Here is a 16,197-nt window from a genome sequence, read left to right on the forward strand (position 1 = left end):
GACGCCGCTTGTTCATCGATCCTGGTCCCTTGACGATCACGCTCATGCTCAATCTATCTTTGATAACGCCGAACCTCTCCAACGGGAGCCGACCCATTGATCTTACAGCGAGATTTTTGGGAGTTCTCGTCTTGCTTGGGCCGGCCCAACGCACAGAAATCATGATCTGGACACTAGCTGAAGCAGGGGGCAGAAACAATCTAAACGAGGTGTCGCAGGTGGCCCGCGCCGTGCAGCAAGCAAGCCGTTGATTTGTCAGCACGGTCGCGGTACCGCTCGAGGGCGAGGGGTAAACTCTGGCGCACATGCAACCTTCTGTCTCTGAGAACAAAGCTGGAACATCCGGCACACCATCCTGGCGGAGATCATCATGACCACGTTCGACGATAGAGAGAAAAGCTACGAGAAGAAGTTTGCGCTCGACCAGGATCTCAAGTTCCGAGCGGAAAGCCGGCGCAACAAGAGGCTTGCCGAGTGGGCGGCGGTGAAGCTCGGCATCACTGGCTCTGACGTCGAGGAGTACATCAAGGCCGTGCGCAAGGCGGACCTGGCCGAGGCGGGCGATGCGGACGTGGTGCGCAAGGTGAAGCAGGACTTCGACGACAAAGGGATCGCGGTGGATGAGGCTGAGATCCGAGCCAAGCTCGCCGAGTTTCTCGCCCAGGCCGTGAGTGAGGTCGAGGCCGACAGGTCGTAACGGCGGACACGCGGCGAGAGGGGGGCTCGCGGCCGCAAGGGCCGGCGCGCATCTCTCTCGATCCGTTGCCACAGCTAGAGCCGTTCCGATTTAAGTGGAATCGGGGAACGGCTCTAAGCTTTTGTTCGATCGTGCTTCTCTTCGGAAAACCGGTTCCCCACTTTTCCGGAAGCACTCTAGATCGGCAGCGCGCGGGGCGCGCGCAGGGTTCATCCCCCCGTGCGTGCTCTTTCTTCCGCCATACGGGCTAAGAGCGTGTGGACGGCGTCGAGATCGCGGACGCGCACATCGCGGCGGGGATGAGAGATCTCAATGCCGGCTTCGCGGAACGCTTTCACGATCCGCATGCGCAGGTCCGAACGGGCATCGCCGAGCTTGCCGATGTCGGACACGACGGCGATCAGGATGAACTCCAGGCCGTCCGCGGCGAAGTTGTCGAGGCCCGACCAAGCCGGCGGGTGCTTCTGGACGAGGGGGCAATCCTCGGCGACCTTGAGAAGGGTCTGATGCACGAGCTCCGGGTCCGAGCTATGGGCCACGGTGACCTTGATCAACGCGCGGCCTAGGGCGTTGCGGTGCGTCCAGTTGGTCAGCGTGGTGGTGATGAACTCCGAGTTCGGCACGATCAAGCTCGCGCGATCGAAGGTCTCGATCTCGGTCGAGCGCACGGAGATGCGGCGCACGAAGCCGTCCTGGCCGTTGACCGTCACGCGGTCGCCGACCTTGATCGGGCGCTCGACGAGCAGGATGAGGCCGGACACGAAGTTGTTGATGATCGATTGCAGGCCGAAACCGATACCGACCGAGAGCGCACCGGCGACGATGGCGATGTTCGTGATGTCGAGCCCGCCGTAGGAGATCGCCGCCAGCGTCGCCACGATGAAGCCTGTGTATCCGACGGCCGTGTGGATCGAGTTGGCAATGCCCTGATCCATGCGCTTCGAATGCGATATGCCGCGATCGATCCAGCGCTGAACGATGCGGGTCACGAAGACGAGCAGAAGGAAGAGCCCGGCCGCAAGCAGGATGCGCGCCAGCGAGATGCGGAACTCGCCGATCTGAAAACCGAAGACGGCCTGGCGCATCCAGTACAACGCTTCTTGGCTCGAATACCCCCAAATGATGAGGATCACGGGCACGGCCGAGAGCACCAGCGCCGCGTTGAGCATCACGTAGAGCGTGCGGGAAAGCAGGCCGCTCTGGCCCGCCTCAAGGCCGAGCCGTTCCTGCAGCACGTCATCGAACGGCTTGACGCCGCTCCCAGGGGCGCCGAACAGCGCGCGGATCGCCAGGTGGAAAATCAGGAACACCGCGATAGCGCTGCCGGTAAGGATTACCTGCTGGGTGACGAAGCGGCCGAGACCGACATAGCCGAGGAGAGAGGCGCCGAGAATAATCAGGGCGGCGACCAGGAGCGGCAGCTTGATCAGGTAGGGGCGCAGGCGCGAGCGGGCAATGTTGCCGGCAATTCCTTCCTCATGGACGTTTTGCCCCTGCACCGGGGTCAGCGCGCCTGGCTGGAACGGCGTGCGCACCAGCTTGAGCATCAAAATGCCGATCGCGATGCTGGCGAGCGCGGCCTCCATGATGTTGACGGAGAATGGGAGGAAGAGGCGTCGCACCATCTCCTGCAGGATGATGTCGGCCGCGAAGACCGCGGCGATGAGCGTGATGATGCGCGTGAGCGTTCGCGCCGCTGGCGTCGATAGATCGACCAGGCGCCATGCCGGCCGGCGCGGCTGTAGGATGGCCCGCGCCAGCGCCGCCACGCCGATGAAGACATTGAGGGCCGGGTAGACCTTCTCGGCGATCTGCCCGATCTCCCAGGTCAGCAGCTTGAACTGGTCGAGCCCCATGCCGAGGACCTGAAGGGCCGTCAACGCGGGCAGCGCCAAGAGCGGGGCCACCCAGCCGGCGGTGGCGGCCCGCACGAAGAAGCTCGGGGGCTCGTCCCGCGGCCTGTCGAGGCGCCAGGCGAGGATGCGGTGCGCGAGCCCGCGCAGCAGGACGAACAGCAGCACGACGGCGAGGACCAGCCCCGCCACATCGGTCCACTTCCGCTGGGCGAGCGACATCCAGGTGGAGAAGGTATCGGTGATCTGTCGGCCCGCAGCCGGCGCGTCGCTGATGAGCCGCGTCCATATCGTGGGTGCGACGGGCGACAGCGTGCGCCTGAAGAGCTGATTGGCGAACAGCTCCTGGCGCGCAGTCTGCAGCGTCACCCGAAGCTGGCGGGCGCGCACGAAAAGCAGTTCGGTGTTCTTCAATGCGCCGTCGAACTCGCTCGCCATCGTCTTGAGGCGAGTGCGCTCGGCCGCAACCTCGCTCGATTCAGTCGCGTCCTTCTCCGGTGGCGGGCCGAGCTTCTCGATCTGCTGGGCGATGGCTTCAGATTTGGGCTGTAGGGCGTCGCGTGTCGCCGCCGCGCTGCGGAACACCTCGATGAGATCGCCGCGCAGGCGGGCCAACGCCTCGTCGTCCTCCTTGCTGTGCTCGACCGCCTTCTCCAACCGTTCCAGGTCGGACTTGATCTTCGCGATCGGGCGCACCGCCTCTTCAATCTCCCTCTGTTCGGCGGGCGTCAGCACGGGAGGGGGAGGTGGCGCTGGCTCGGCGGGAGGCGCGGTTTCACCGGCTGAGGGCGCAGCCGGCTGTTGCGGGGCGACGCCGTTCACCGCCGCAGGAGCTTGAACCGGCGGCGCTTGCTGGGCCTGTGGGGCCTGTTCAGGAGACTGGGGAGCCTGCGCACCGGGCGGCGCTGCATTCTGCGCCGGTGCCGCCGGAGCAGGCGCCGCCTGGACGGGTGCAGCTTGTGCCGGAGGAGGCTGTGTCGGCTGCGGTTGGGCCTGACCCCAGGCCGCGGAGCTGCCCACGAAGGCCGCAAACGCGAGGAACGCCGTCTTACGCAACGCCGTCCAGCGAAGTGAGAGCCCATCCGCAATCATCAGTCGTCCCCACGCATCGATCGTTGGTGATCCTCCTGCGGCGCGGGTGCACGCCGCAGGCTGGAAAATGGAATATCATCTGTGCCCACCCCCGACGCCTGGAGCTCGGCCACGCCATTCCGCGAAGCGGATGTCGACGGAAGAGCCCGCCTCACGCGAGCGTCGGATCCACGCGCGGAGCGGCGGTCGCCGCCGGCGCGGGCATGCTTTCGTTGGGCAGCGCGCCGTGCGGCACGGCGATGCCGGTTTCGACCACGAGGTCCACGGGCCCACCCGTCATGATCAGGTGCTCTACGTCGTCACGGCGGACGAGAATGAGGCGGCGCCGATTGTCGAGATTGAATTGCTCGCTAATCGCAAGCCGTCGCACGGGCTTCTGCCTGAACAGCGAGCCGACGGCTCCGGCCGGGTTCGCTCCGCCGAGATAGGTGCGCAGCGCAAAGGCGCCGCCGATCATTGCGACCGCGAGAAACAGCACGATCGCGAGGTAGTAGAGCATATCCCACATGAAATCGTGCCGGGTTGCCCCGCGCCTCCTCTGGAACCGACATCGAAGGCCCGTATAGCGCGGAATTCATGCCATTTTAACCCTATTGATCGAACTGTGGACGCCATGGCGCAGGCGGGGGATACGGCTCCCGGCCTTGCCACTCCCTCACACGGACATAGCGTAGCGTATGAGTATCCGAGCTCCGATGCAGATATCCGAGGCGGCTCCTTCGGAGAATCAGATAGCTTTCGCCTTCATGAGCGAAAGCGAGGCCCGCCACTCAAGATCAGGCCCGATCCCATCCAATACGAAAGACGTCCCGATCGTGAGCGGGGCCCGCGAAACCGGCGCGGGGCCAGTTATCGCGGTGGCGCTGGCGGTGGGTGTGGTGGTGCTGGCGCTCGTCGCTTCGCCTTCACGTGAGCCGCTTCTCCTGACGCTGCTCTCACTGCTCGCCATGATGGGCCTCTTCACCGCCTTCGGCTACGCAGCGGGCCATGTGCGTATCGGTGAGCGTGTGCGCGATGACGATCTTGTGCGCGCCTTTGCCGACAGCCTCGACGACGGCCTGCTCGTTACACGCCGCGACGGCCGGCCTCTCTACGCGAACCGCGCTCTCTCCGACATGGTGGGGGTGACAGCAGCGGGCGAGATCAAGGCGCTCGAAAGCCTCTTCGCCGGCGATCCGCGCGCCGCCGCCGCCTATTTCCGCCTCGAGCGTGCCGCCTCGCGCCGCGAACCGTGGCGCGAGGAGATCGAGATCCGGGCCGATGGGCGCGCGCCTCAGATCTTCCGCGTCGCTCAGCGCCCGTGCTTCGTGCGCGGCCACGACCGCGAGCTCGGGCCGATGTCGCTCTGGACCGTCACCGACGTCACGGCCGAGCGGGCGCGGCAGGTGAGTGCCGTCACCTCGCTCGAGGCGGCGCTCGAGCGTATGGACAGCGTGCCTGCGGGCCTGCTCGAGGTCGATGCGCGCGGCAACGTCCGCCGGCTCAACGCCACGCTGTTGCGCTGGCTCGGGATCGAGCCGCAAAGCTCGACGCAGAAAGCGCTCAAGCTTACGGATATCGTCTCGACAGAGGGGGCGGAGCTGATCGCCAATGCCGCCGCGGCCTTCTACACGACGGGTGAGGGCGTCGACCTCGACGTTCCCGTCGAGAAGGGCGCCTCGGTGCCGCTGCGGTTCTTCGCCCGCCGCGACAACCAGGGCGGATTGCTGATCGCAGTCTTCAGGCGCGCCACTGTCGCGGGAGAGGACGGTCCGGCCGCCGCCGAGATCCGTTTCGCTCGCATCTTCCAGTCGTCGCCGTTCGGTATTGCGACCATTGGGAGCGACGGCCGCCTCGCCAGCACCAACGCTGCCTTCGCGCGCATGATCCCGGATGGCCCCTCCGCGATTGGCGTTCCGGCCGCCGACGTATTGTGCCGCTCGGCTGACGCGGATACGCGCGCGGCGGTCGACGCTGCCATCGCCCGGGTCATTTCGGGCACCGTGAGCACGACGCCGATCGACATCACGGTCGGCGCCGAAAGCGAGTTCTCCCGCCGGCTCTATCTCGCGCCCTTGACCCAGGCTCAGGATGCGCGCGAGGCGGCAATCCTCTACCTGATCGATGCAACCGAGCAGAAGGCGCTGGAAGCCAAGTTCGCGCAGTCGTCCAAGATGGAGGCGGTAGGCAAGCTCGCCGGCGGTATCGCGCACGACTTCAACAACGTGCTGACGGCCATCATCGGCTTCTCGGATCTCCTGCTGCAAACGCACCGGCCGACCGACCCCGCGCACAAGGACATCATGAACATCCGCTCGAGCGCCACGCGCGCGGCGGGTCTCGTGGCCAAGCTGCTCGCGTTCTCGCGCCGGCAGACGCTGCAGACGGAGCCTCTGCAACTTGGCGAAGTTCTCGGCGATCTCGCGCCACTGCTCAAGCGCTCGATCGGCGAGACCATCGAGCTCAAGACGCCGACGGGGCGCGATCTTTGGTACGTCAAGACCGACCGCACGCAGTTCGAACAGGTGGTCATCAATCTGGCGGTCAATGCGCGCGACGCAATGCCGGAGGGTGGAACGCTCTCAATCGCCACGCGCAATGTGACCGAGCGCGAGAGCCAGCGGCTCGGTCTCCATGGCATGCCGGTCGGCGAGTATGTGCTGGTCGAGGTGACCGACACCGGCTCCGGTATGCCGCCCGACGTCATGGCCAAGATCTTCGAGCCGTTCTTCACGACCAAGGGTGTCGGCAAAGGCACGGGGCTCGGCCTTGCGACCGTCTACGGCATCGTCAAGCAGTCTGGCGGCTTCATCTATGCGGACAGCACGCTCGGCAGCGGCACCACGTTCCGCGTGTACATGCCACGCTATATGCCCGACGACGAGGAGGCGCTCGCCACACAGAAGGCGGCGAAGAAGGAGCGCCCGCAGGATCTCACGGGCAGCGGCCGCGTGCTTCTGGTCGAGGACGAGGATGTGGTGCGTTCGTTCGCGGTGCGCGCGCTCAAGCGGCAGGGCTATGAGGTGGTTGAGGCATCCACCGGTATCGAAGCGCTCGAGATGATGGACCTTCACGAGGATCGTATCGATATCGTGGTGTCTGACGTGGTGATGCCGGAGATGGATGGCCCGACGCTGCTCAAGGAGCTGCGCAAGCGGAACCCGGATCTCAAGATCATCTTCGTTTCCGGCTACCCGCACGAGGCGTTCGAGACCAGCCTCGACAAGAACGAGCAGTTCGCATTCCTACCGAAGCCCTTCTCGCTGCCGCAGCTGGCCGCCAAGGTGAAGGAGCAACTCGGGCGATAGCGCCTGATCGGTGGGCGATGCGAGTACTCAGCTCGCGGGATGTGAAACGGTCTCTCAGGGAAAAGCCGGTGCTGACGGCCGCTGGCCGCGCTCGTTCCTCCCCCCTTGTGGGGGAGGTTAGGAGGGGCGGTTTCCAGACCGTCTGCTTTCAGGGCTTCCCCCCACCCCTAAACCCTCCCCACAAGGGGGAGGGGAAGCAATGGCTTCCGATTGGTAGAAGGGTTGGTTCCGGCTCAGGGAGCCGGGGCGGCGCGGCGCGCCTGCCACCAGTAGCCGGCGCCGAAGGCGGCCTGGTGGGCGGTGAGCGTCGTCTCGACGGTGCCGTGGCGCGGAACCTCGCCGCGCCACCAGCGGCCAAGCTGGCGAAGAAGGTCGCCCGGCATGTTGAAGTTCTTCCACGATTCATCGCCGGTCAAAGCGGCCGAGATGTGCGCCCAGCTGAGCTTGTATTCGAGGAAGTAGGAAACCTTGCCGACGCGGAACTCGAGCCCGGCGACGGCCTGCGCGGCGGGGCCGGCGAACTGGTATTCGTTGGTTCGGTCATCCTGGACACCGCCCGGGAACCAGACCTCGACGTGGGGCAGCGCAAAGCCGGCTCCGAGACCGAGATAGGGGCGGATCCGCGACGTGACGGCGACCGGGCGGAGAAGGCCCGTGAACAGCAGCACGTTGTGGCCATGCGTGAACTCGAGGCGCTCGAAAACGTCGGTCAGCTTGACGCGCGGCGCGATGGGCTCGCCGGCCAGCGTGCCCTCGGCATCGACGTCCTCGATCACCGGGTTGGCGAGCTTGCGCCCATGGGCACCTTTGCCGAGCCGGGCCACCGCCTTGTTGTGCAGGAAGTCGATCATGACGCCGACCGAGCCCCACCACTCCATGCTGCGCACGCCGCCATCGATCGGGAAGCGCCACGCGTCGCCGTCCCAGCCGAGCTGCTTGAGCGTGGTGTCAGTGCCGTCCGGGCGCGTGAGGTGCACGTCGCTGCGGCGGTAGAACGGCTGAGACATATAGCCGGCGATCAGGATCTCGCGGCCCGGCCGTGCTTTTTTTGCCTCGGCAGGCGATGCCTCGCTCGCGACGGCAGGCGGTGCCTCATCGGGTGCCGTATCGGTGTTCTCGGAATTGAGGACGGCGACGGAGGCAAGAGCTGCAATGGCCGCGAGGCTCCCGCCCTTGTCGAGGATCGCTCGCCAAGGCGTGTCTATTCCGGTGCGGCGAGGCCATGCCCCCCAAGTCCCGACCTGCATAATGTACCCCGTCCTTTCGCATTGCGCGCGCCTTGTGCTCTATCCCGTCCGGGAGCCATCCGCCAGACTGTGCGATCAAGTCGCGGCGAGGGCGTGGCATCGATGCCGCTTGATCCTCACGCCAGATATCAGGAGTGGAGCAAGAGGCGCGAACGCTGGACCTTGCCGTTTGCGGTGCGCGGAAGCGCGTCCAGAAAGCGCACCTCGCGCGGGCATTTGTAAGCCGCCAACCGCTCGCCGGCGAAGGCGAGAATGGCTTCCCTGTCGCGGGCAGCGCCTGGTCTCGCGACCACGAATGCGCCGACGATGTGCACACCAGGGCGCACGGCGACCTCGGCGCAAGCTACCTCCACGACATCGGGATGGGCGGCCAATACTGTTTCCACTTCGAGCGGAGAGACGCGATAGCCGAGCGCCTTGATGATCTCGTTGCTCCGGCCCGTGTGGGACACGTAGCCATCGGCGTCCATGTGGCCGAGATCGCCACCGACGAACCACTCGCCGCGCACCACGTCCGCCTGTTCCGCCGGGCGGTTCCAGTAACCGAGCATGAGGCCCGGGTCCGAGCGGTGGACGGCGATCCAGCCTTCGTGGCCGGGCTCTACCGGCGCATGCGGGCCCTCGACCGCGAGGATGGCGACGCGCCGGCCGGGCTGCGCCTTGCCGATGGCGCCAGCGCGGCGGGGCACGCTCGGGGCGGTCGAGACATAGGTCGAGATCTCGCTCATCCCGAAGCCCTCGTGAATGTGGCTGCCGGTGCGGACGGCCCAATCCTCGAAGAGGCCGGGGGGCGGCGCCTCTCCGGCGATCAGGCTATGGCGCAGCGTCGGCATCGCCGAAGGTGAGAGGTCGGCATATTTCAGGATCTGGCGCATCAGCCCCGGTACGCCAGCGAAGATCGTCGCGCCCGTGGCGGAGATGAGGCGCGGCCAGATCGTGGGATCCTTCTCGCCGATATGGACGACGGCGGTGGCGCCGTTCGCCCACGGGTCGGTAAGGCCGACACCGAGGGTGAAGGTCCAATTGAAGGCGCCGGCGTGGAGCACGCGGTCGGCGGCCGAGATCTCGAACCAGCCCGGATACATGGGCCTGCGTCCGAGCGTTGCACGTTGGGCATGCAGCACGCCTTTGGGATGCGCCGTGGTGCCGGACGTGTAGATCAGGAAGGCGGGATCCTCGGCACGCGTCGCCGCATAGTCGAGGCGCGGGCCTTCGCGCATCATGCGCGCGACGTCGTCTGGCGAGAGCACGTGAGGAGCACGCGAGAGGCCCGATGTGTCGAGATGCGTCGCGCAGGCGATGGCCGCCGCGCCGCTGTCCTCGAGCAGAAACAGCGCCTCGCGGTCGGTGAGCTGGCTCGAAGCGGGGAGCGCCACGAGCCCCGCGGCCACGGCGCCGAAGAAGAGGATGGCGTAGGCGCTCGTATTGTCGAGGCGGATCATCAGGCGATCGCCCTGGGAAAGCCCCATGGCACGAAGCGCGCCCGCCGTGCGCAGCACCGCGTCTTCGAGATCCGCGTATGTCCACACTTCCGTCGGGCTCGCGCCGGGATCCGCGACGATGAGGAGTGCCGGCTTGTCCCGCGTCGCCGCGGCCGCACGCCCGATGCAGTAGCGGGCCATGTTGAAGGGCGGATTGTCGGCAGGCGTGAAGAGCGGCGTGTACATCGGTTCCTGTTTCGGTCGGCGGCCCGTTCAGTCGGCAGGGCGCATCCACCACGTGTCGAGATTGAAGCCGAACAGCGGGCTGACGCCCGGGTGGGCGAGGCGGCTCCAGGAGGCGACCCACTGGGTGGGGGAATGGAAAAGCGGGATGACATAGTGCCCCGAGAGGAGCACGCGGTCGAGAGCACGGACGGCGGAGACGAAGTCCGCTTCCTCGCGGGCCGCGAGCATCGCTGCGATCATGGCGTCGGCCGCCGGGTTCTTCACGCCGGCGTAATTGTAGGAGCCCGGATCGTCCGCGACGCGGGACGACCAGCGGAAGAGCTGCTCGTTCCCCGGCGAAAGGGAGGATGGCCACGTGAACTGGATCATGTCGTAGTCGTAAGTCTTGAGGCGCGACTGATATTGCGCGCTGTCCACAACGCGGATGCGGGCGGAGATGCCGATCCTCGCGAGATCGGCCCGGAACGCGCCGAGAAGGCGCTCCTGGCTCGTCGTCGCCGCAAGGATCTCGAACGTGAGCGGCCGGCCGGTTTCACTGTGAACGAGGCGCCCGGCCTGCATGGCGTATCCGGCCGCCTCCAGCATTTCGTAGGCCTGGCGCACGTTGGTGCGGTTGTGGGGTGTGCCGTCGCTTTCGGGGACGCGCCAAGTGCCCTCCATAATCGAGGGCAGCACCGCATCCGGAAAGGGGACCAGCAGAGTGCGCTCGCGGGCATCGGCCGGGCGCCCGGATGACGAGAGCATCGAGCGCTCGAAATAGCTCTCGGTGCGCTTGTAGAGCCCGTGGAAGAAGCTTTTGTTCACCCAATCGAAGTTGAAGAGGTGAATGAGGGCTTCGCGCACCCGAGGATCGGCGAAGACGGGGCGGCGCGTGTTGAAAACGAGGCCCGTCATGCCGGCGGGTATCCCGATTGCGATGTCTTCGCGCGCGATGCGCCCATCCCTCGCCGCCGGAAAGTCGTAGCCCTTGGCCCATAGCGCCGGATCGTCCTCCACGCGGATATTGATGGTGCCGGTCTTGAACGCTTCGAACAGCGTCGAGCCTTCGCGATAGTATTCGATGCGGATCTCGTCGAAGTTGAAGCGGCCGCGGTTGACGGGGAGATCGCGCCCCCAATAGTCGGGATCACGGCGATAGGTGATGGACCGCCCTGGATCGACGGCGGCGATGCGATAGGGACCGGAGCCGACGAGGGGGGCGAGCGTCGTCTCCTCGAAGCGCTCGGCATCCACGGCGTGGCGGGGCAGGACGGGCATGAGGCCGAGGATGAGCGGCAGCTCGCGATCCTCGGCATCGGCGAATACGAAGCGGACCTCGTGATCGCTGAGCGCCTCCGCCTGCGCCACCTTCCTGTAGTAGGTGCGGTAGTTCGGCCGGCCCTTGTCGCGTAGAATTTCGAAGGAGAACAGAACGTCGGCGGCCGTCACCGGTGTTCCGTCCGAGAATTTTGCGCGCGGATCGAGCAGGAAGGTGACCTCGCTTCGATCATCCGGCACCGAGATCGATTGTGCGATCAGCCCGTAGAGCGTGAAGGGCTCGTCCTGGCTACGGGCCATCAGGCTTTCGATGACGAACTCGCGTATGCCTTGCACCGGCTCGCCGCGCACGATCATCGGATTGAGATTGTCGAAGGAACCGGAGGAGCCGAGCGTCGCCCTCCCGCCTTTGGGAGCATCTGGCGCCACGTAGGGGAAATGGGGAAAGCCCGGCGGCAGGGCCGGCTCGCCATGCATGGCGATTGCATGAGCCGGCGCGCGCTTCGGGGAAGCGCTCTCCGCCCGCAACCCTGAGGACGGGAGGAGCGCCATGAGCATCGCGAGGATCATGAGGTGCAACGGCTTCATCCTCCAGGACGAGGGCAACGCGTTGGATTTGCTGCCGCCCGACGGATCACGTATCACACGTGGGCGACATAGGAACGGCGGAACGATGCCGCCCCTGCGTGGCCCTATTGCCACGGCTCTGCCGCATCAGCCTGTGCATACTGCTGCGGCGTTTCTCCCGTCACGGGATTGCCGCAATCCGGGCATTACTGCCGGCCGGACGACGTGATAAGCGTCAGGGCGCGCGCCAATGGTCGCCGATCGAGCGCAGCGGATGGGCCGGGCCGCCGGAAGGCGCCAGGCGGCGTATGGACTGACTCATTTACGAAAGGTCGATTTACCGATGTTGCACAGATCTGGCATTGCAACGAGCGTGGGGCGCAGCGTGCTTGCGGGCGGCGCGGCGCTGGCTCTGGTGCTCGGCCTCGCGGCTCACGGCAATCTCGCTTTAGCGCAAGATCAGAAGGCCGCTCCTGCCGCCAAGGACGCCAAGGCGCCGGCGGCCAAGACGGAAGGCGAAACCCAGAAGCAGAGCGCCTGGGTCAAGCTTTGTGAAAAGTCTCCGCTCGTCGCGCATGACAAGGACGGCAAGGAGATCAAGGAAGAGAAGAACATCTGCCTTACCCACCACGAGCGCCTCGACGGTAACTCCGGCATGGTTCTGGTTTCGGCCGCGATCCGCCAGGTCGAGGGGAACGAGCACGATCATCTCATGATCATGGTGCCGCTCGGCATGGCCATTCCGCCCGGCCTCAAGGCCGCCGTCTACACGAAGGAGCAGTGGGACAAGGCCGCAAAGAACGAGAAGGTGGACGACAAGGATCTCAAACCGATCGACCTCAAGTTCTCGCTCTGCCATCCCTCGGGATGCACGGCCGAGACCGAGGCGACCAAGGAGATCGTCGATCAGATGAAGGCCGGCGGCGGCATCATGGTTCTGGCCATGAACGCGCAGGCGCAACCGATCGGCTTCCCGGTTCCGCTCGATGGCTTCACCGAGGCGTTCGCAGGCAAGCCGGTCGACAACGAGGAATATAAGAAGGCCCGCGGCCAGCTCATGGCGCAGATCCGCCAGCGCCAGCAGGAAGCCTACGAGAAGTTCAAGGCCGAGAAGATGAAGGAGCTGCCGCCGCAGCCCGGCGCGGCCGAAGCCGCCGCAGCAGCAGCCAAGAAGAACGGCGAGGCGAAGAAATAATCGTCTTCCGGAACCGAGATCCAGAATTGAAAGGCCGCCCTTCGGGCGGCCTTTTTGTTTGCATATCGCGCCTCAGGGTGGGCGCGGAGTGATGAGGGAGCCCTGCCGCACTCCGGATCAGTGCGGCTGGATATAGACCGCGCGATAGCTGCCGTCCTCGTCCTCGATGAAATAATCGTCGATCTGCGGATGGCGCAGGGGCTCGCCGCTCTCGTCCGGCAGCAGGTTCTGCTCCGAGACGTAGGCGATGTATTCCGTGTCGGCGTTTTCCGCGAGCAGGTGGTAGTAGGGCTGATCTTTGACGGGCCGGCCCTCGGCCGGGATCGCCTGATACCAGTCCTCGGTATTGGAGAACACCGGATCGATATCGAACACGATGCCGCGGAAGGAATGCATCCGGTGGCGCACCACCTGGCCGAGCGCGTACTTCGCCCTGCGGACGGCGTTGGCCGGAGCCTTGCGCTTGGCACGGCGGCGCGGCGTCGGCGGCTGTGTCTGTTTGCGCTGCATGCTTTTCACCCCCCAGACCCATTCGAAAAGAGGGCCGAGCCAAAGTCAACGGAACTATGCTTTATAGTTGATGGTGCGGCGTGCATCAGGATCGGAAACCGTAGGCTTCGGCGCGCTCGGGATCCTTCTCGGCCACGAGGCGGGCGAGATCCACGATCACCTTGGCCTGCTTCCAGGTCGCGTCGTCCTGCATCTTGCCGTCGATCATCACCGCTCCCGTACCATCGGGCATCGCCTCCAGGATGCGCTTCGCAAACGCCACCTCGTTGACATCCGGAGAGAAAACCCGCTTGGCGATGTCGATCTGGCTCGGATGCAGCGACCAGGCGCCCAGGCAACCCTGGATGAAGGCGTTGCGGAACTGCGCCTCGCACCCAGCCGGATCGGAAAAATCGCCGAACGGCCCATAGAACGGCTTCAAGCCATAAGCGAGGCACGCATCCACCATGCGGCCGATGGTGTAGTGCCAGAGATCCTGCTGGGCGCGGGCCCGCCCGGCTCCAGCGGCGGCGCCTGCGTCGGACAGCACGGCATAGTCCGGATGGCCGCCGCCGACGCGCGTCGTCTTCATACCGCGGGAAGCTGAGAGATCGGCCGGGCCGAGGCTCATGCCGTGCATGCGCGGCGAGGCGGCGGCGATCGCCTCCACATTCTTCACGCCCTCCGCCGTCTCGAGAATGGCGTGGATGAGGATCGGCCGTGTGACGGCATGCTTCGCCTCGAGCTGGGCGAGAAGCTGGTCGAGATAGTGAATGTCCCAGGGGCCTTCGACCTTGGGCAGCATGATGACGTCGACCTTATTTCCGGCCTCGCGCACGATCTCGATCACGTCGTCGAGCATCCATGGCGAATTCAGGCAATTGATGCGAACCCATAGGCCAGTCCCGCCGAAATCGGTCTCACGCGCCAGCTGGATGAAGCCCTGGCGCGCCGCCTCCTTGTCGCCTGCCGGGATGGCATCCTCGAGGTTGCCGAGCACGACATCAACCTGGCGTGCGATATCCTTGATCTTGGAGCGGATCTTCTCATTATGCGGCGGCACGAAGTGGATCATGCGCTCAATCCGCACCGGCAGCGCTCGGTAAGGTTCCGGCGCGCCTATGGCCAGGGGGGCGAAATGCTTCGCAGGCGTGCGGACGGCGGACATTTAAGACACTCGGACCGGATTTGGGACGGATGGGATCGCGGCGCACTCTAGTTTGGGCACGCCGAGAGTCAACGCGCCCCAGGCCCGCACGTCCCGGCTCCAGAGGATGCCGGTTCAGTTCGCCGAGCCGCCCGAGGCGGCGTCATCGAGGTCGTGCCAGGCCGCCAGAGGCGCAGGCGCGGCGCCCAGCCGGGGCTGGGAGGCGAGACTTTTCGGCCTCCCTCCATTCTGCCCTCCCTGGCGCCGCTTGAGCTCCACGCTGCGAATCATGGCGCGGATACGTGGTTGAATCTCGCTGCGCCAGCGCGAACCGCTGAAAATGCCGTAATGCCCGACGCCGGGCTGGACGTAGGCGTAGCGCTCATCGTGCGGGATGTTCGGACACAGCTCGTGCGCAGCCTGCGTCTGGCCGAGGCCGCAGATGTCGTCGCGCTCGCCTTCGACCGTCATGAGCGCGGTCCTCGTGATCGCCGAGCAATCGATCAGGCGGCCGTGGTGGGTCAGCTCCCCTTTCGGCAGGGCATGGTCCTGGAACACCGTTTTGACGGTCTCGAGATAGAACTCGGCCGGGAGATCCATGACCGCCAGATATTCCTCATAGAACGCCTTGTGCGCCTTGACGCTCTCGCAGTCGCCTTTGACGAGGTTTTGGAACAGCTTCATGTGCGCTTCGGTATGGCGCTCGAGGTTCATGGTCATGAAGCCGGTGAGCTGGATGAAGCCCGGATAGACGCGCCGGCCAAAGCCCGGGTTCGGAAGCGGAACGTAGTGAATGACGTTGCGCTCAAACCACGAGAGAGGCTTCTCCTTGGCGAGCTCGTTGACCTTGGTCGGGCTGCGGCGCGTGTCGATCGGGCCGCCCATGAGCGTCATGGAGGCAGGCTGGAAGGGATCGTTATCAGCAGCCATGACCGCGGCAGCAACGAGGGCGGGGACGGCCGGCTGGCAGACCGCCATCAGGTGCGTATCGGGCCCGAGAAAGCGCACGAACTCGATGAGGTAATCTACGAAATCATCGAAACCGAAGGAGCCTTCATAGAGCGGGACGTCACGGGCATCGGTCCAGTCCGTGACGTAGGTGTCGTGCTCCTTCACCATCTCCTGCACGGTGCCGCGCAGGAGGGTTGCATAATGGCCCGACATGGGCGCGATGATCAGGACCTTGGGGTCGCGGCGCGACCCCGCCGCCCCGTGCTCACGCTTGAAATGCAGCAGATTGCAGAACGTCTTGCGCAGTACGGTCTCCTCGTACACGGGGACCGCGCGATCGCCGATGATGGTTTCCCGGATGCCGAACTCGGGCTTGCCGTAGCGGCGCGTCACACCCTCGAATACCTCGCAGGCGGCGGAGATGCTTCGGCCAAACTCGGTCAGCGCGAGAGGGTTGAGGGGCGTGTCCACCTGCGCCTTGACGGCTCGCGTCATGAGGCGGACGGGGTGGAGAAGCGCGTGCGCCATCTCATACGTGAAGTAGTCCATTGGTCCCGCTCTCCCGCAAGTGCTCACATGCAGTGCAGCAGCGGGCGCCCGATGCCGTCAAGCATTCCGTCCCGAAAGTATCAAAATTGCCTGGTCGAGGGCAAAAAAGTTACTCTACTTTAGGCGTGCACCATTTGAGATCCGCCGTTCATTCTCGTGTGGTGCCGAGAATGTTGCGGTGCACATCTCACTGAGCTGC

At 65.4% G+C, this 16,197-nt stretch carries 12 protein-coding genes; 4 read left to right on the forward strand and 8 right to left on the reverse strand.

The window, feature by feature from the left end; translation table 11 throughout:
• A partial coding sequence (locus tag V7P99_RS07270) for a hypothetical protein (RefSeq protein WP_333794135.1) occupies positions 1 to 251 on the forward strand: 251 nt, incomplete at its 5' end.
• Positions 252 to 370: 119 nt separating this feature from the next.
• Positions 371 to 697, forward strand: coding sequence for a DUF1476 domain-containing protein (locus V7P99_RS07275; RefSeq protein WP_333794136.1), 327 nt, complete (start codon positions 371 to 373; stop codon positions 695 to 697).
• Between the two features lie 209 nt (positions 698 to 906).
• Here V7P99_RS07275 and V7P99_RS07280 read toward each other — a convergent pair whose 3' ends face one another.
• Positions 907 to 3,642 (reverse strand): DUF3772 domain-containing protein, encoded by a 2,736-nt coding sequence (locus tag V7P99_RS07280; RefSeq protein WP_333794137.1) that lies wholly within the window; start codon positions 3,640 to 3,642, stop codon positions 907 to 909.
• A gap of 151 nt (positions 3,643 to 3,793) precedes the next feature.
• Positions 3,794 to 4,150, reverse strand: coding sequence for a hypothetical protein (locus V7P99_RS07285; protein ID WP_333794138.1), 357 nt, complete (start codon positions 4,148 to 4,150; stop codon positions 3,794 to 3,796).
• Between the two features lie 307 nt (positions 4,151 to 4,457).
• On the opposite strand from V7P99_RS07285, the gene V7P99_RS07290 reads away from it, so the two are divergent.
• Positions 4,458 to 6,929: a response regulator gene (locus V7P99_RS07290; RefSeq protein ID WP_333794139.1), complete on the forward strand. Its 2,472-nt coding sequence runs from the start codon at positions 4,458 to 4,460 to the stop codon at positions 6,927 to 6,929.
• Positions 6,930 to 7,162: 233 nt separating this feature from the next.
• Here the strand turns inward: V7P99_RS07290 and V7P99_RS07295 are convergent, their stop codons facing one another.
• From V7P99_RS07295 to V7P99_RS07305, 3 genes are all read right to left on the reverse strand, one after another.
• Positions 7,163 to 8,176 (reverse strand): lipid A oxidase, encoded by a 1,014-nt coding sequence (locus V7P99_RS07295; RefSeq protein WP_333794140.1) that lies wholly within the window; start codon positions 8,174 to 8,176, stop codon positions 7,163 to 7,165.
• A 128-nt stretch (positions 8,177 to 8,304) separates the two neighbouring features.
• Entirely contained in the window at positions 8,305 to 9,843 is a 1,539-nt protein-coding gene (locus V7P99_RS07300; RefSeq protein WP_333794141.1) for a class I adenylate-forming enzyme family protein, read from the reverse strand.
• A 27-nt stretch (positions 9,844 to 9,870) separates the two neighbouring features.
• Positions 9,871 to 11,670, reverse strand: coding sequence for an extracellular solute-binding protein (locus V7P99_RS07305; protein ID WP_442909884.1), 1,800 nt, complete (start codon positions 11,668 to 11,670; stop codon positions 9,871 to 9,873).
• 340 nt (positions 11,671 to 12,010) lie between these two features.
• Here V7P99_RS07305 and V7P99_RS07310 point away from each other — a divergent pair, with 340 nt between their 5' ends.
• Positions 12,011 to 12,862 (forward strand): invasion associated locus B family protein, encoded by an 852-nt coding sequence (locus V7P99_RS07310; RefSeq protein ID WP_333794142.1) that lies wholly within the window; start codon positions 12,011 to 12,013, stop codon positions 12,860 to 12,862.
• A gap of 117 nt (positions 12,863 to 12,979) precedes the next feature.
• Here V7P99_RS07310 and hspQ read toward each other — a convergent pair whose 3' ends face one another.
• The 3 genes from hspQ to V7P99_RS07325 all read right to left on the reverse strand — a co-directional run bounded on the left by hspQ (position 12,980) and on the right by V7P99_RS07325 (position 15,998).
• Entirely contained in the window at positions 12,980 to 13,372 is a 393-nt protein-coding gene (gene hspQ, locus V7P99_RS07315; protein WP_333794143.1) for a heat shock protein HspQ, read from the reverse strand.
• A gap of 85 nt (positions 13,373 to 13,457) precedes the next feature.
• Positions 13,458 to 14,519: an HpcH/HpaI aldolase/citrate lyase family protein gene (locus tag V7P99_RS07320; RefSeq protein WP_333794144.1), complete on the reverse strand. Its 1,062-nt coding sequence runs from the start codon at positions 14,517 to 14,519 to the stop codon at positions 13,458 to 13,460.
• A 114-nt stretch (positions 14,520 to 14,633) separates the two neighbouring features.
• Positions 14,634 to 15,998 (reverse strand): polyhydroxyalkanoate depolymerase, encoded by a 1,365-nt coding sequence (locus tag V7P99_RS07325; RefSeq protein WP_333794145.1) that lies wholly within the window; start codon positions 15,996 to 15,998, stop codon positions 14,634 to 14,636.
• Positions 15,999 to 16,197: the final 199 nt, after the last annotated feature.

The organism is Hyphomicrobium sp., from assembly GCF_036780825.1.
Taxonomy (GTDB): domain Bacteria; phylum Pseudomonadota; class Alphaproteobacteria; order Rhizobiales; family Hyphomicrobiaceae; genus Hyphomicrobium_C.

Coding starts and splice junctions, on each gene's coding strand:
- V7P99_RS07275 (WP_333794136.1), top strand. CDS start 371: ATGACCACGTTCGACGATAGAGAGAAAAGCTACGAGAAGAAGTTTGCG.
- V7P99_RS07280 (WP_333794137.1), bottom strand. CDS start 3,642: ATGATTGCGGATGGGCTCTCACTTCGCTGGACGGCGTTGCGTAAGACG.
- V7P99_RS07285 (WP_333794138.1), bottom strand. CDS start 4,150: ATGTGGGATATGCTCTACTACCTCGCGATCGTGCTGTTTCTCGCGGTC.
- V7P99_RS07295 (WP_333794140.1), bottom strand. CDS start 8,176: ATGCAGGTCGGGACTTGGGGGGCATGGCCTCGCCGCACCGGAATAGAC.
- V7P99_RS07300 (WP_333794141.1), bottom strand. CDS start 9,843: ATGTACACGCCGCTCTTCACGCCTGCCGACAATCCGCCCTTCAACATG.
- V7P99_RS07305 (WP_442909884.1), bottom strand. CDS start 11,670: ATGATCCTCGCGATGCTCATGGCGCTCCTCCCGTCCTCAGGGTTGCGG.
- V7P99_RS07310 (WP_333794142.1), top strand. CDS start 12,011: ATGTTGCACAGATCTGGCATTGCAACGAGCGTGGGGCGCAGCGTGCTT.
- hspQ (WP_333794143.1), bottom strand. CDS start 13,372: ATGCAGCGCAAACAGACACAGCCGCCGACGCCGCGCCGCCGTGCCAAG.
- V7P99_RS07320 (WP_333794144.1), bottom strand. CDS start 14,519: ATGTCCGCCGTCCGCACGCCTGCGAAGCATTTCGCCCCCCTGGCCATA.
- V7P99_RS07325 (WP_333794145.1), bottom strand. CDS start 15,998: ATGGACTACTTCACGTATGAGATGGCGCACGCGCTTCTCCACCCCGTC.